We start from the raw sequence: 14,182 nt of genomic DNA on the forward strand, positions 1-14,182 counted from the left end.
ACATTCTCACTCATTGATAAAATCAACATTAAAACCAACGCTAGACCAGTATTTTAGAATAATCATCTAGAATATGTCATTTTAATGCCAACCTCGCCGATTTATTGAGTTTGATTCCATAAATAAAGCAAACCATTCGCCACACTTATTTTTCCACTCTAAATTACTTTCTATCACTTGCCGGATGCGAGTGACCATAAGAATAAAGACTTCCACTTGCGTGTTAATACGCATTAGAAACTGATTAAGAGAAGGTATTGGTATGAAACAGACAAGAGTCTTGCTTTCAATGGCGGCACTTGGTTTAGTTGCTAGCCCGTTAGCATACAGCCACGGATACGTTTCAGCGGTTGAAAGCGGTGTTGCAGAAGCTCGTGCAACGTTATGTAAGTATCCAGCCGACACTGGAGAAAAGAACGTAAATTGTGGCTCCGTCCAGTGGGAACCCCAAAGTGTTGAAGGTCCTGAGGGCTTTCCTCAAGCTGGCCCTCCTGACGGCCAAATCGCGAGTGCAGGCCTAACACAGTTTTCTCCTCTTAACGAGCAGACGTCTGACCGTTGGGTAAAGCGCCCTATTCAATCAGGTATGCAGACTTTTGAGTGGACATTTACAGCCAATCACGTCACTAAAGATTGGAAGTATTACATTACCAAGCCGAACTGGAATCCGAACCAAGCCTTGACGAGAGATTCATTCGATCTGAATCCATTTTGTGTGGTAGAAGGCAATATGCAAAAGCCACCAAAATTAATGAGCCACCAGTGTAATGTCCCTGAACGGGAAGGCTATCAAATCGTACTAGCGGTGTGGGATGTGGGTGATACTGCCGCTGCTTTCTATAATGTTATTGACGTACAGTTTAATGGTGATAATCCTGGCATCCCTGGCTGGTCTCAAGCAGGTACAATCAATCCAACGATGGATTTGAAGGTTGGCGACTCCGTTTTCACTCGCGTCTTTGATTCTAACGGTGAGCTACCAAACCTTTCTACAAGTATTACCATTACTTCAGAGCAACAAGGACAGGCAAATCAGTGGTCTCACGCTCTCGCGACACAAATTAATCATGAGCACACTGATATCAAAGCTGGACAGCAAGATAGTAACGGCAATATCTCACCAGTTTATGGTAGCAACACCGTGTATGTGGCAGATAATAGCGGCTTAGATCGCGTTGAAATTGGCTATGATATTGTGACACCTCCACCTTCAATTGGTGCAGACGTAACGGGACTGGAGCCAGAGTATCAAATCGGTGAAACACCAGTTGAACTGACACTGAATGTCGCGGCTACAGGTAACGTGGACGTGAGCATGAATGTTTACAACCACGCACAAGAATCTTTAGCGAGTCAGGAACTTAGCTTAGCGGATGGTGAAAACCAGAATGTAACCCTCATACTGTCTAAATCTGAAGCTGGCCACCATATGTTAGTGACACGCGTAAGAGACGATAAAGGCAATCTTGTCGACCAAACAACGCAGGACTTTATGCTGGTAGAACAAACCATCCCCGGCGACTATGACTTCGTTTTCCCTGATGGTCTGTCACAGTACACAGAAGGCACTAAAGTCCTCGCTAAAGATGGTCACATTTATCAGTGCAAACCATTCCCGAACTCCGGTTACTGTGTGCAATGGTCACCAACAGCAACGCAGTTTGAACCCGGCGTCGGTAGCCACTGGACATCGGCTTGGAACAAACTGAATTAATTTTACCTCTAAGGTAGCACCTTCCCCTATGGGTGTTGCCTTTCTTGTTTTCACTCTTTTGAGTGGCCAATAAAAAAACCCATTAACCTCTAGTTAATGGGCTTTATAATTCATCGGTCCAGCATTTAGTTTTGCTGTTCGCCAACCATAGACAGAGCAAGCGCTTCTGCCACTTTGATACCATCTATACCTGCCGACAGAATACCACCAGCGTAACCTGCACCTTCACCTGCGGGGAAGAAGCCTTTAAGATTAACACTTTGATAGTCTTTACCGCGTTTGATGCAAACAGGCGATGAAGTACGAGTTTCAACACCAGTTAACAGGCCATCTGCACCAGCGAAGCCTTTGATCTTTTTATCAAACGCAGGAATCGCCTCTCTGATTGCTTCAATAGCAAAATCAGGTAGTGCTTTAGAGAGATCGGTTAGCTTGATGCCCGGTGTGAATGACGGTTCTACCTCACCTAAAGCACTTGGGTCATTACCTTTTAAGAAGTCACCAATTTTCTGAGCTGGTGCATCGTAATTCTCACCACCTAGCAGATAAGCATTACTCTCTAATTCACGTTGGAATCGAATACCTGCTAATGGATCACCTGGGTAGTCTTGATCAGGTGAAATACCGACTACAATTGCACTGTTAGCGTTGCGCTCAGCACGAGAGTATTGGCTCATTCCGTTAGTCACTACGCGACCTTCTTCAGAAGTCGCCGCAACAACGGTTCCGCCTGGGCACATACAGAAACTATATACTGTGCGACCATTTTTGCAGTGATGTACCAGTTTATAATCAGCCGCGCCAAGGATTGGGTTACCAGCATTAGGACCAAAACGTGCTTCATCAATCACTGATTGTCTGTGTTCAACACGGAAACCCACAGAGAAAGGTTTAGCTTCCATATAAACACCACGTTCATGCAGCATTTCAAACGTATCACGAGCACTGTGACCTACGGCTAGTACCACGTGGCGTGATTTGATTTCTTCGCCATTTGACAGTGTCAAGCCAGTGATTTGCCCGTCTTCCATGTGAATATCATCAACGCGAGTACTAAAACGAATTTCACCACCTAGTTCGATGATTTTCGCACGCATTTTCTCAATCATGGTCACAAGTTTAAACGTACCGATATGCGGCTTACTCACGTAAAGAATTTCTTCTGGTGCGCCAGCAGCTACAAACTCTTCGATGACTTTACGACCATAGTGCTTTGGATCTTTGACTTGGCTATAGAGTTTGCCATCTGAGAACGTCCCCGCACCACCTTCACCAAACTGTACATTCGACTCTGGGTTCAGTGTACGCTTACGCCAAAAACCAAAAGTATCCTTGGTACGTTCACGAACTTCCTTACCACGTTCAACGATGATCGGATTAAAGCCCATTTGTGCCAACACAAGGCCAGCAAATAGACCGCAAGGGCCAAATCCAATAACGACTGGACGTTCAGTGTTACCAGCAGGAGCTTTAGCAACGAATTTGTACTCCATATCCGGAGTGACTTTGACGTGCGGATCATCGGTAAATTTCTCAAGCAGTAATGCTTCATTCTGCACTTCTACATCTAGAGTGTAGATAAGGAGAATCTTGGCCTTCTTACGCGCATCATAGCCACGCTTGAACACATTGAATGACATCATCTGCTCAGCAGAAATGCCGAGTTTTTTAAGAATGGCAGCAGAGATTGCGCCTTCTTCGTGGTCAAGAGGAAGTTTAATTTCAGTTAAACGTATCATGGAGGGGTCTCGCCTAGTCGGTGTCTTAGCCTAATCGGTCAACTTGGGGACCGATAAGCTCACAATGGCGCGCATTTTACGTTAACTTGTTTTGTCTGTCATACTTAATTCACTTTAGGCAGGAGTTAGATACACGAATAACCTCCTTCTAATATTGAATTTTGTTGGCGAATGAGTATTATCGCCCCTCCACAAATTTGGCAAATTAAGAGTTGATAACCATGGCTTTTGTCGTCACTGATAACTGTATCCAATGCAAATATACCGATTGTGTCGCGGTGTGCCCTGCTGACGCATTCTACGAAGGCCCAAACTTTATGGTCATTAGCCCTATCGACTGCATTGATTGTGGACTTTGTGTACCTGAGTGTGACGCTCAAGCAATTTTCCAAGAAGACGAGCTTACGGAAGACCAGCAAGTATTTATTGAGTTGAACGCTGAATTAGCAGAAGTCTGGCCCAATATCACCGAAGTCAAACCTGCTATGGATGAAGCAGAGAAATGGAATGGCGTGCCAAACAAGTTAGGCATGCTTGAAAAATAGCACTATGAACATCAAAAAAGGGCGCAATATCAATAAGGTATTGCGCCCTTTTTAGTTCTAATCGTGTTCTGGAAAAGCCGTTAAACTTCACTATGTTGGCGGCGGAAGTTATCGAGAATAATCCCCGTTGCCATAGCTACATTCAGTGATTCGGCACCACCAAATGCTGGAATGGTAATTTTATCTGTCACATACTGTTCAGCGTCAGGGCGGACACCGTGAGACTCACTACCCATTAGCAAGATGCCCTCTGGAGAAAAGGTCATCTTATGCACATTTTCGCCTTCTAAGAATGCTCCATATACCGGTAGTGACGCTTGCTCTAGGTAGCTAGGAAGATCCAAAAGCGTTACTTGAACACGCCCAAAGCTGCCCATCGTAGCTCGGATGGTCTTTGGATTATACGGATCCGCACAATCGGTACTGGCCACGATATGTTTGATGCCATACCAATCGGCGATTCGAATAATGGTGCCCAAATTACCCGGATCAGAGACCCCATCTAGGGCGATCATCATCCCTTTAGCCGCTGGTATTTCCGTTTGAGGGATCGCTACAACGGCCACTGCCGCATTGTTACTCACAAGAGAACTGGCTTTAGTCAGTTCCTCAAGCGATGCTTCGATACATTCAACACGTTGCAACGCTTCTCGATTGCTTGCCAAAAATTCACTGGTGGCAAAGACATGTTTTATCACCATGGATGTCTCCAATAGCTCTAACACGTTCTTCTCACCTTCTACGAGAAATAAGCCATGTGCTTTACGCTGTTTCTTTTGACTTAATGCACGAAGAAGTTTTAATTGGTTTTTGGAAATCATAGTCATACCCCAGATGAAAGCGCGGGCATTATATACTTAATTGAGAATCTGATGCGAGTAGCAAAACGCTGCCTAGCGTCATTTCTAAAACCTTGGCGTTTCAGAGAATATTGGGCAATAGCCATAAAGTTGCACTTATCGACGTTATGAACCAATTTGATAACAAAGTTTATAAAAACGCACACTAAAGAGCCTCAGCAAACGGTTGCCACCTGCCAATACAAAATAGCCACAAAATAATCACCGTCACAATAAAACACCTAACTCAATGATTTTATTATGCTAAATATCAATATCACTCAGCTAGCTGTAAAAATACGACAATTCGCCTCTTGACTCTCACATTTACATCACCATAATACGCGCCGTTTGCCTGAAATCTGGTAAATGGTGTATTTAAATTTAGATAATTGTGAGGTAAGAGATGTCTGCGGATAACAACTACAGTCTAGGTCCGGTTCCACAATCGGCTAGAAAGGGAGTCGCTTCATTAACCATGGTGATGTTAGGACTGACTTTCTTCTCCGCAAGTATGTGGACAGGTGGTTCACTCGGTACTGGTCTCTCCTTTAATGATTTCTTCCTCGCTGTTCTCATTGGTAACCTCATCCTCGGTATTTACACTTCTTTTCTTGGTTACATCGGCTCTTCCACTGGCCTCTCCACTCACCTCCTAGCTCGTTTCTCTTTTGGCTCTAAAGGCTCTTGGCTTCCTTCTGTTCTTCTTGGCGGCACTCAAGTAGGTTGGTTTGGAGTCGGTGTGGCTATGTTTGCCATCCCCGTACAGAAAGCAACAGGTATCGATACCAATACACTAATCATAGTAAGTGGCCTGCTCATGACAGCGACGGTTTACTTCGGTATTTCTGCGTTAATGGTTCTATCAGCCATCGCGGTACCTGCCATTGCTATTCTTGGCGGTTATTCAGTATTCACCGCAGTCGACAGTGTTGGCGGTATTGGCGAGCTTCAGAAAATTCAACCGGCGGAGCCTCTCGATTTCTCAATTGCACTGGCCATGGTAGTCGGGTCGTTCGTAAGTGCTGGTACACTTACTGCTGACTTTGTTCGCTTCGGTCGTAATCCGAAAGGTGCTGTATTCATTACAATGGTGGCTTTCTTTATCGGTAACTCACTGATGTTCATCTTTGGTGCAGCAGGTGCATCGGTGACGGGACAATCAGATATATCTGAAGTGATGATTGCTCAAGGTCTATTGCTTCCAGCCATCATCGTACTAGGTCTGAACATTTGGACGACTAATGACAATGCGTTGTACGCATCAGGTCTCGGTTTCTCGAACGTGACAGGTTTGCCAAGTAAGTATCTGTCTATGGCGAATGGTCTGGTTGGCACATTATGTGCGCTTTGGCTCTATAACAATTTTGTTGGTTGGTTAACCTTCCTATCGCTTGCTATCCCACCTATCGGCGGCGTAATCATCGCGGATTTCATTACAAACAGAAAACGTTACGCAAATTTTGAAACTGCGAAATTCCAAACTGTGAACTGGGCAGGTATCATTGCAGTAGGTCTTGGCGTAGCAGCAGGTAATTTTCTACCAGGTGTAGTACCAGTTAATGCTGTACTTGGCGGTGCCATCAGCTACGTCATATTAGACCGCCTTATCAACAAGAAAGCGGCGCAACTTAAACAAGCAGACGCTTAATAATTAGGAATTTGGTGTTATGTCATCTTTGCTCATTCAAAATGCTTCAATCAATATGAAAGAAGGTCTTTATGACCTTTTGATTGAAGACGGCGTTTTCAAGGCGATTGAACCTGCTGGCTCAAAAACGCTGACTGCGGACAAACACATTGACGCGACTGGTCATATGGCGGCAGCGCCATTTTGTGAACCTCACATTCATTTAGACACGACTCAAACTGCCGGAGAGCCTAGTTGGAACATCTCGGGAACCTTGTTTGAAGGGATTGAACGTTGGGCAGAACGCAAAGCACTTCTGTCTATTGAAGACGTTAAGCAGCGTGCTAAACAAACTTTAAAGTGGCAGATTGCCAACGGTATTCAGCACGTTCGTACTCACGTTGATGTGTCTGACCCAACACTAACCGCGCTTAAAGCGATGGTGGAAGTTCGTAAAGAAATGAAGCAGTGGGTTGATATCCAGATCGTTGCTTTTCCGCAGGAAGGTATTTTGTCTTACCCGAATGGCAAAGAGCTCCTTGAAGAAGCGGTACAGCTTGGTGCGGATGTTATCGGTGCGATTCCACATTTTGAATTTACTCGCGAGTACGGCGTTGAATCACTTCATTACGTCTTTGAATTGGCGCGTAAATACGACCGCTTGATTGACGTTCACTGTGATGAAATTGATGATGAACAATCTCGCTTTGTGGAAACTCTTGCGGCGCTCGCTCATAAATACGAAATGGGCGACAAAGTGACAGCAAGTCACACCACCGCAATGGGTTCTTATAACGGCGCGTACGCATCTCGCTTGTTCCGTCTACTGAAGATGTCAGGCATTAGCTTTGTCGCAAACCCGCTGGTTAACATTCACTTACAAGGTCGTTTCGACGATTACCCTAAGCGTCGCGGTGTAACACGAGTAAAAGAAATGTTGGCTGCAAACATCAACGTCTGTTTTGGGCATGATGATGTTTTTGATCCTTGGTACCCATTGGGTACTGCCAACATGCTTCAAGTCTTGCACATGGGGCTACATGTATGTCAGGTGATGGGCTACGATCAAATCAATCAGTCACTTGACTTGATCAGTACTAATTCAGCTAAAGCACTGAATATCCAAAACAAGCACGGTTTGGAAGTGGGCAAAGCAGGTAGCTTGCTATTGCTGCCAGCGGAAAATGGCTTTGACGCTGTCCGTCGCCAAGTACCCGTCAGCTACTCTATTCGTAACGGTTCTATTATCGCTCAAACGAAGCCAGCCGAGACTCAAATCCACCTCGAGTCCTCTGAAAACGTTACGTTTAAACGCTAATCATCATCTCAAAAGAGCAAGTCACGAATGGCTTGCTCTTTTTGTAACTAATTCATAAGAAATTCATTTAATCCTTTGCTAGGTGTGTTACACTGCTTGCGCTCTGGTGTTCAGAGTTATTTAAAGTAAGAGTAAAAGAGTACGAGAAGTATTGTCAGATAATTTCCCTTGCGGGTATTTGTCATTCGTTTTTCCCATTTACGGCTTGATTAAATAAACGGAAACACAAAGCGAGATCGCCGAAAGGCAAATTTTAATCTTAAAAGTAAGGGACATAACATGTCTAACACAAATACTGGCACAGTAAAATGGTTTAACGAAGAGAAAGGCTACGGCTTCATCGCTCAAGAGAACGGTCCAGACGTATTCGTTCACTTCCGCGCTATCTCTGGCGAAGGTTTCAAAACTCTAAAAGAAGGCCAAGCGGTTTCTTTTGGTGTTGAGCAAGGCCAAAAAGGTCCTCAAGCTGTTAACGTTATTCCTCAATAATAACGACAGTTAAAGAATTTCTAAAAGGCTTCGAGTAATCGAAGCCTTTTTTGTATCTGCAAACACAACTACCCACCTCTCTTTTCCAACGCTTTTCTAACACTGCTACATTAGGCTACTAAACTCATCATCTTTACGATATCTCCTGTCACTCACCGTGACATAGGCTGTCTCTCCGAGGCTCTAAATCAGGAGAGTCAGTCATCCAATCTTATGGATTTCCACGCAGGGATGCGATTTCGTCAGTTGGTATTTTCTAACTGTATTTTTGACAATTTTGGAATCGTAAAGACAATGAAAAAACTACTCGCATCTGCACTAATCGTGGCTTCTTCCTCAACTATCGCAGCAGGTATGGACGACGTTAATTTTAACATTTTGGCAGGGTACGACCGCAATGCACCTACGGTAGCGTTTGAAGTTGATTATGCAAACATCCTATTGGGTACGCAACTCCATGCGGAAAAGACACAGTTCGTCATGGAAGCACCATCTGACAGCCAGCATAGCGCGGGTAAAACCGAGCAAAACAAATTTTCCATTTATACCGGTTATCGCTTCAATAACGGACTGACGCTAAAAGCAGGTACAACAATCAGCAAACTCGAGTTTTCTGGTATCGGTGGTAACACCGACGGTGTGGAAGCTAAAATTGATGCAAAATCTTCGAAAGTACTAGCATTCGTCGGTGCTGGTTATGAGTTTGACAACGGCTTCAACATGAACTTGCACAGCACTATTGGAAACAATGACAAAGTTGAACTGGGTAAATATGGCCATGCCAAAGTTGAAGATAAAGCCAACATCAGCTTCTTAGTCGGATACCGTTTCTAAAAGCCTTGTAACGAGAAGCCCACAGTAATCTCATCACTCGAAACAAGACATATGAAAACACTGAAATTAACAATGCTAGTCATTGGCGCTTCACTATTGTCAGGCTGTTCCGTCTACAACGCGGTGAAAGCAGGACAACTGCAAGCGGACTACGACCTAATCTTAAGAAATAGCGCCATTTATAATTCTGATAATGGCAGCCAATACAGTATCCCTGTACCTCATAATGAAAGCAGGAACAAAATGCTGGTTTGCTATAACCAAAGCGGTATCTTCAGTGCCTCCGATTCTGGGGAGTTACGAGAAGTGGCCAATGAATGGCTAAGCAAAAATAAGCCGGGAAAGCTCGCTGGCGACGAACTAAACCGTTCTGGCGTTTGGGATTCTAGAACCTGTTACGAGTTCGACATTGTAGATACTCAACCGATAGGTGCGTATCTCGATGAAGAAACAGGGGAAGTCGTTATCGTCGGTGAAAGTCACGGATAAGCAATATATAAGAGCCTAGATCTAGGCTCTTTTTACTTTATTCATACCACGACTCTGGGATCGGGTCATCGTACAAAAAGACATCTTGGTTTCGCTTTAAGAACGCTTGCACTATATCTGCCATTCCTTTAGCACTGGCTAAAAACGATCTTGCCTCGCCAATAGTCCCCCAATGGCCGATACCTTGTTTAACAAATGGACGCTCAAGCTTGTCATAGTTTTCATGAATGCTACCAAACGGACTTTTATGGCGACGCAGAATCGTCTCAATAGCCTCATCACCTTTAATAATCGTGATGGCTTCTGACTCAGAATCGATACGGTTAGGAATCGCACTCCACTCCTCCACACCATGTATGTATGTGTTACGAGTTAAAGGACACCCTAGAAAGAGAATCTGCGCATCAACGTCATAGAGTCTTCCCCAAGCGCCATGTCGAGGGCATGGAGACGTCAATGTTTCTTCGCCAGCAATAAACTGCTCGGCATTTTTCCCCAACGCGGCCATAGAGTGAGTAGGATGGAGCGAACGAAGCACGCCCTCTCTTTGCCTAAACATCTCACCAAGGATACCGACGCAAGAGGGTTCTGTTTTAGGGTCGTAAATACCATTAGCAAGATTGTGCTTGTCCCAACTGTGCGTGGGTAGCAATAACAGCCCTTCCGACATAAACTCACTCAAAGCATCCAGTACTGTGTCAGCCCCTCCCTCAACGTCTCCTATGGCTTTCATGGAGGAATGTACAAGCAACGTTCCATTTGGATTGATGCCGATATCTTGGAAATCGCTAATTAATCTCTGTTTCGTGATCATTTTTTTGTTGGTTTTCGTTGTTTCGAAAGATACTGACAAAAACCGCAGTAAATAACCGTTAACCAGACGTGTATTTTGGCATATTTACAGAGATATGACGAAAAAAGCCGGAGCAAAAAACTCCGGCTTAGCCAAAACTAGAGAACTTAGAAGAAGCCTAACGGACTAGTCGAATAACTCACCAACAAATTCTTGGTGTTTTGATAATGGTCGAGAGCCAGTTTATGAGTTTCTCGTCCAATGCCCGACTTCTTGTAACCACCAAATGCAGCGTGTGCTGGATATGCATGGTAGCAGTTAACCCACACTCGTCCTGCTTGAATTTCACGTCCCATGCGATACGCTAAGTTGCCATTACGAGTCCAAACCCCTGCGCCTAGACCATACTCAGTATCGTTAGCAATTCGCAGGGCATCGGCTTCGTCTTTAAAGGTGGTAATCGCGATAACAGGGCCAAAAATCTCTTCTTGGAATACACGCATTTTGTTGTTACCTGCAAGCATGGTTGGCTGAATGTAATAGCCGTCTTGTAAGTCACCTTCTTGCTTGTTCATGTCGCCGCCAATGATCACTTTTGCACCTTCTTGACGACCTATTTCAAGGTAGCTCATGATCTTATCAAACTGCTCTTGTGACGCTTGAGCACCGACTTGCGTGGTCACATCCAGTGGATTTCCTTGCTTTATGGTTGCTGAGCGCTCCTCAAGCTTGGCGATAAATTTGTCATAAATAGACTCTTGAACCAATACTCGGGATGGGCAAGTACATACTTCACCTTGGTTAAAGAAAGCTAATAGTGTCCCCTCAATGCACTTATCTAAGAAGTCATCATCCTTATCAAAGATATCTTCGAAATACACATTCGGAGACTTACCTCCAAGTTCAACCGTCGAAGGTATCAAACTTTCCGCTGCGCATTTCAATATATGGTGGCCAATTTCCGTCGAACCAGTAAACGCTAGTTTATTAATACGCTCGCTAGTTGCTAACGCTTGACCGGCCTCTGCCCCATAGCCGTTGACAATATTGACCACACCAGCAGGAATCAAGTGACCGATTTTTTCCATAAGCATTAAGATAGATGCTGGCGTTTGCTCCGCAGGCTTCAGTACCACGCAGCACCCTGCTGCTAATGCTGGTGCTAGTTTCCATGCTGCCATCAGCATTGGAAAGTTCCATGGAATGATTTGACCAACAACGCCCACAGGTTCTGGGAAATGGTAGCTTGCAGTGTTGGCATCAATATCCGCCGCAGATCCCTCCTGCGCACGAATACAACCAGCGAAATAACGGAAGTGATCCACGGCTAAAGGAAGGTCTGCAGCTAATGTTTCACGCACAGGCTTGCCATTTTCCCACGTCTCTGCGACAGCAAGTTCCTCAAGGTGTTGCTCTATCGTGTCAGCGATTTTGAGCAGGACGTTTGCTCGCTCAGTCACACTGGTTTTGCCCCAAGCTTCTCGTGCAGCATGGGCAGCATCGAGGGCCAAACTAATATCATCGGCATCTGAGCGAGGGACTTCGCAAAACGCTTTACCATTAACTGGAGATGTATTATCGAAATACTTACCGTTTACTGGTGCTACCCACTCTCCACCAATATAGTTTTCATATCGTTGCTTGTAGTTAACTACTGCGTTTTCCGTTCCTGGCTGAGCGTAAATCATAGCTTATCCTTTTGTTATTTAATCGAATGTTAGCAGCGTCGTATGCAAAAAAGTCATGCCTTATATGTCATACGACATCGTGATAAACGCAACAATTACGCCAATCTAACAAAAGAGATGTTATAATTTTGTAAATTTATGATTAATATAATTTAAACGTAATTTGTATTTGTCCTTCTATTGTTGATGCTCAAATGGCCGTTGTTCCGTTATGTAGCATGATGTCACAGTGAACTGCTACAAAATGGAACACTCATGTTAATTAGCCATACAACTAACGAAAAGGCGTGGATCAAGGACTCTTGGAAACGCAGTATTCAAGCTGGTTTGAGTAGCCGCCATCTGCCCGAAGATCATCGACTTAGTAACGTCGAAGTTACTGAACGAATCGATAAGCATCAAACGTTAATAAATGTCATTGAAAAACATGCATACCCACTTTTTTGTCAGATATTTTCTCGTACAGATAGCCGACTTATCTTAGCGGATACCAACGGTGCAATAGTAAAGACGTGGGGACAAAAGCGATTTCGCGAGAAACTCACGGAAATAGCGCTCGATCAAGGAGTGCTTTGGGATGAGGGACTGAAAGGTACAAACGCGATAGGAACAGCCTTGGTAGAAAAACGTCCAGTCTCCATCATAGGTGGAGAACACTTTATTAGGCATCATCATTTCATTAGTTGTACTGCCAGCCCGATCTTTTCACCCGCCGGAGAACTCATTGCTATATTGGACGTGACCAGTGAATATCAAACCCATAACGATGCCACTAGGGTACTTATTCAGAACATGGTCCAAAACATAGAGAGCGAACTACTCAACTTTATTCCCGATGCAGCATTAAAAATACGCCTTGGTCATGATAGTTCTGTTCTTAATAGTGGTTGGCAAGGAATCGTTGTCACCGATAAAAATGGGCAAGTGCTGGCTCAAAATGCTATTGCCTCCAGTGTACTAGCTAATCAACTTAAGCCGGGTGATCCTATTGAGTCTGTTATTGGCTCACTGACACTTGATCGTATCCGTAAAACAGACCAGTTTTATTATCAAGTTGAGTCTGTTAAACCTCTGCGTCACCTTCCTAAGAGTAAATCAAAAGCCGAGTCTTCAAGCTGCCCATTACACCAAGGAGATAGTTGTGTTGAAAAAGCTTGGCAACAAGCTACAAAAGTCATGTCAAAACGTATCGGCTTGGTAATTTCAGGAGAAACCGGAACCGGGAAAAATGAGTTTGTAAAAGCATTGCATAAACAAAGTTCACTTGCCGAAAGACCTCTTATTGCTATCAATTGTGGAGCGCTGCCAAAGGACCTTATTGAGTCCGAGTTATTTGGTTATGCTCCAGGAGCTTTTACAGGCGCTCACCCTAAGGGGTTCGAAGGTCGATTTAGGCAAGCCAATGGCGGTATTTTGTTTCTCGACGAAATTGCAGACCTTCCCCTTAACGCTCAATCTCGCCTCTTACATGTACTGCAAGAGAAAATTGTTGCACCCATTGGAGCCAATCGCAGCTATCCTGTTGATGTCTACGTCATCGTTGCTAGCCACAAGAACCTGACTGATATGGTCGCTAAAGGGGAGTTCAGAGAAGACCTATGGTATCGACTTGAAGGACTGAGTATCACTTTACCAAGCGTTCGTGAAAGAGAAGACACTCAACAGCTGATTGAGTCAACGTTTACGCAGGAGTCCAATAAACAGCGTCTCTCAGATGACGTTATTGACCTCATGCTTAAGTATGATTGGCCGGGAAACCTTAGAGAAGTGCACTCTACCTGCCGTTTGATCGCCGCTCTATGTGATAATCCCATCGTCAATCTAGATGATCTTCCAGAAAACACAATCCGTAAGCTCACCACTACACGAACTGCTACTCTCGAACAAGATAACGACTTACAATCGACCATTGACAATAAGCTATTGAAAACTATCGAAGAAACAAACGGAAATGTGAGCTTGGCATCGCGAATATTAGGCGTGAGTAGAAACACTATTTATCGAAAATTGAGGAAGCTCGGGATAGACAAAATTTCTTAATCGTTTCGAGAAAAACCTTTTGTTAGACATTAAACCCAATATATCCGTTAATGCGCACGACTCT

Annotated in this window: 12 protein-coding genes; 8 read left to right on the top strand and 4 right to left on the bottom strand. The window is 44.3% G+C overall.

The genetic code is table 11. The features are described from left to right. Positions 1-262: 262 nt before the first annotated feature. Positions 263-1,714 carry an N-acetylglucosamine-binding protein GbpA gene (gene gbpA / locus OH456_RS01205; RefSeq protein WP_006069139.1) on the top strand — a complete coding sequence of 484 codons (1,452 nt, stop codon included), beginning with the start codon at positions 263-265 and terminating at the stop codon, positions 1,712-1,714. Between the two features lie 125 nt (positions 1,715-1,839). Here gbpA and OH456_RS01210 read toward each other — a convergent pair whose 3' ends face one another. After that, positions 1,840-3,453: an NAD(P)/FAD-dependent oxidoreductase gene (locus tag OH456_RS01210; protein ID WP_270032621.1), complete on the bottom strand. Its 1,614-nt coding sequence runs from the start codon at positions 3,451-3,453 to the stop codon at positions 1,840-1,842. 221 nt (positions 3,454-3,674) lie between these two features. Here OH456_RS01210 and fdxA point away from each other — a divergent pair, with 221 nt between their 5' ends. Beyond that, positions 3,675-3,998, top strand: coding sequence for a ferredoxin FdxA (gene fdxA, locus OH456_RS01215; RefSeq protein WP_006069141.1), 324 nt, complete (start codon positions 3,675-3,677; stop codon positions 3,996-3,998). Between the two features lie 80 nt (positions 3,999-4,078). Here fdxA and OH456_RS01220 read toward each other — a convergent pair whose 3' ends face one another. Next, the gene (locus OH456_RS01220) at positions 4,079-4,819 is read right to left on the bottom strand and encodes an RNA methyltransferase (RefSeq protein WP_031493789.1); all 741 of its coding nucleotides are present in this window, start codon (positions 4,817-4,819) and stop codon (positions 4,079-4,081) included. Between the two features lie 424 nt (positions 4,820-5,243). On the opposite strand from OH456_RS01220, the gene codB reads away from it, so the two are divergent. The 5 genes from codB (at position 5,244) to OH456_RS01245 (ending at position 9,597) form a co-directional block, all read left to right on the top strand. Continuing rightward, on the top strand, positions 5,244-6,488 hold the full coding sequence (codB, locus tag OH456_RS01225) for a cytosine permease (protein ID WP_006069143.1): 1,245 nt from the start codon (positions 5,244-5,246) through the stop codon (positions 6,486-6,488). 19 nt (positions 6,489-6,507) lie between these two features. Then, positions 6,508-7,785: a cytosine deaminase gene (locus OH456_RS01230; protein ID WP_270032622.1), complete on the top strand. Its 1,278-nt coding sequence runs from the start codon at positions 6,508-6,510 to the stop codon at positions 7,783-7,785. 279 nt (positions 7,786-8,064) lie between these two features. After that, complete coding sequence (locus OH456_RS01235; RefSeq protein WP_006069145.1) at positions 8,065-8,274, top strand: cold-shock protein; 210 nt, start codon at positions 8,065-8,067, stop codon at positions 8,272-8,274. A 294-nt stretch (positions 8,275-8,568) separates the two neighbouring features. After that, on the top strand, positions 8,569-9,108 hold the full coding sequence (locus tag OH456_RS01240) for an outer membrane beta-barrel protein (RefSeq protein WP_146159000.1): 540 nt from the start codon (positions 8,569-8,571) through the stop codon (positions 9,106-9,108). Positions 9,109-9,159: 51 nt separating this feature from the next. Continuing rightward, positions 9,160-9,597 carry a hypothetical protein gene (locus tag OH456_RS01245; RefSeq protein ID WP_198558704.1) on the top strand — a complete coding sequence of 146 codons (438 nt, stop codon included), beginning with the start codon at positions 9,160-9,162 and terminating at the stop codon, positions 9,595-9,597. A 37-nt stretch (positions 9,598-9,634) separates the two neighbouring features. Here the strand turns inward: OH456_RS01245 and OH456_RS01250 are convergent, their stop codons facing one another. Continuing rightward, positions 9,635-10,411, bottom strand: a complete 777-nt coding sequence (locus tag OH456_RS01250) for an AAC(3) family N-acetyltransferase (RefSeq protein WP_270032623.1) — start codon at positions 10,409-10,411, stop codon at positions 9,635-9,637. Between the two features lie 146 nt (positions 10,412-10,557). Beyond that, a complete protein-coding gene (gene exaC / locus OH456_RS01255) occupies positions 10,558-12,078 on the bottom strand; it encodes an acetaldehyde dehydrogenase ExaC (protein ID WP_171392173.1) in 1,521 nt (506 codons plus the stop codon). Between the two features lie 255 nt (positions 12,079-12,333). Here exaC and OH456_RS01260 point away from each other — a divergent pair, with 255 nt between their 5' ends. Next, positions 12,334-14,118 (top strand): sigma-54-dependent Fis family transcriptional regulator, encoded by a 1,785-nt coding sequence (locus OH456_RS01260; protein ID WP_270032624.1) that lies wholly within the window; start codon positions 12,334-12,336, stop codon positions 14,116-14,118. Positions 14,119-14,182 lie beyond the last annotated feature (64 nt).

The organism is Vibrio sp. La 4.2.2 (assembly GCF_027586995.1).
GTDB lineage: Bacteria > Pseudomonadota > Gammaproteobacteria > Enterobacterales > Vibrionaceae > Vibrio > Vibrio mediterranei.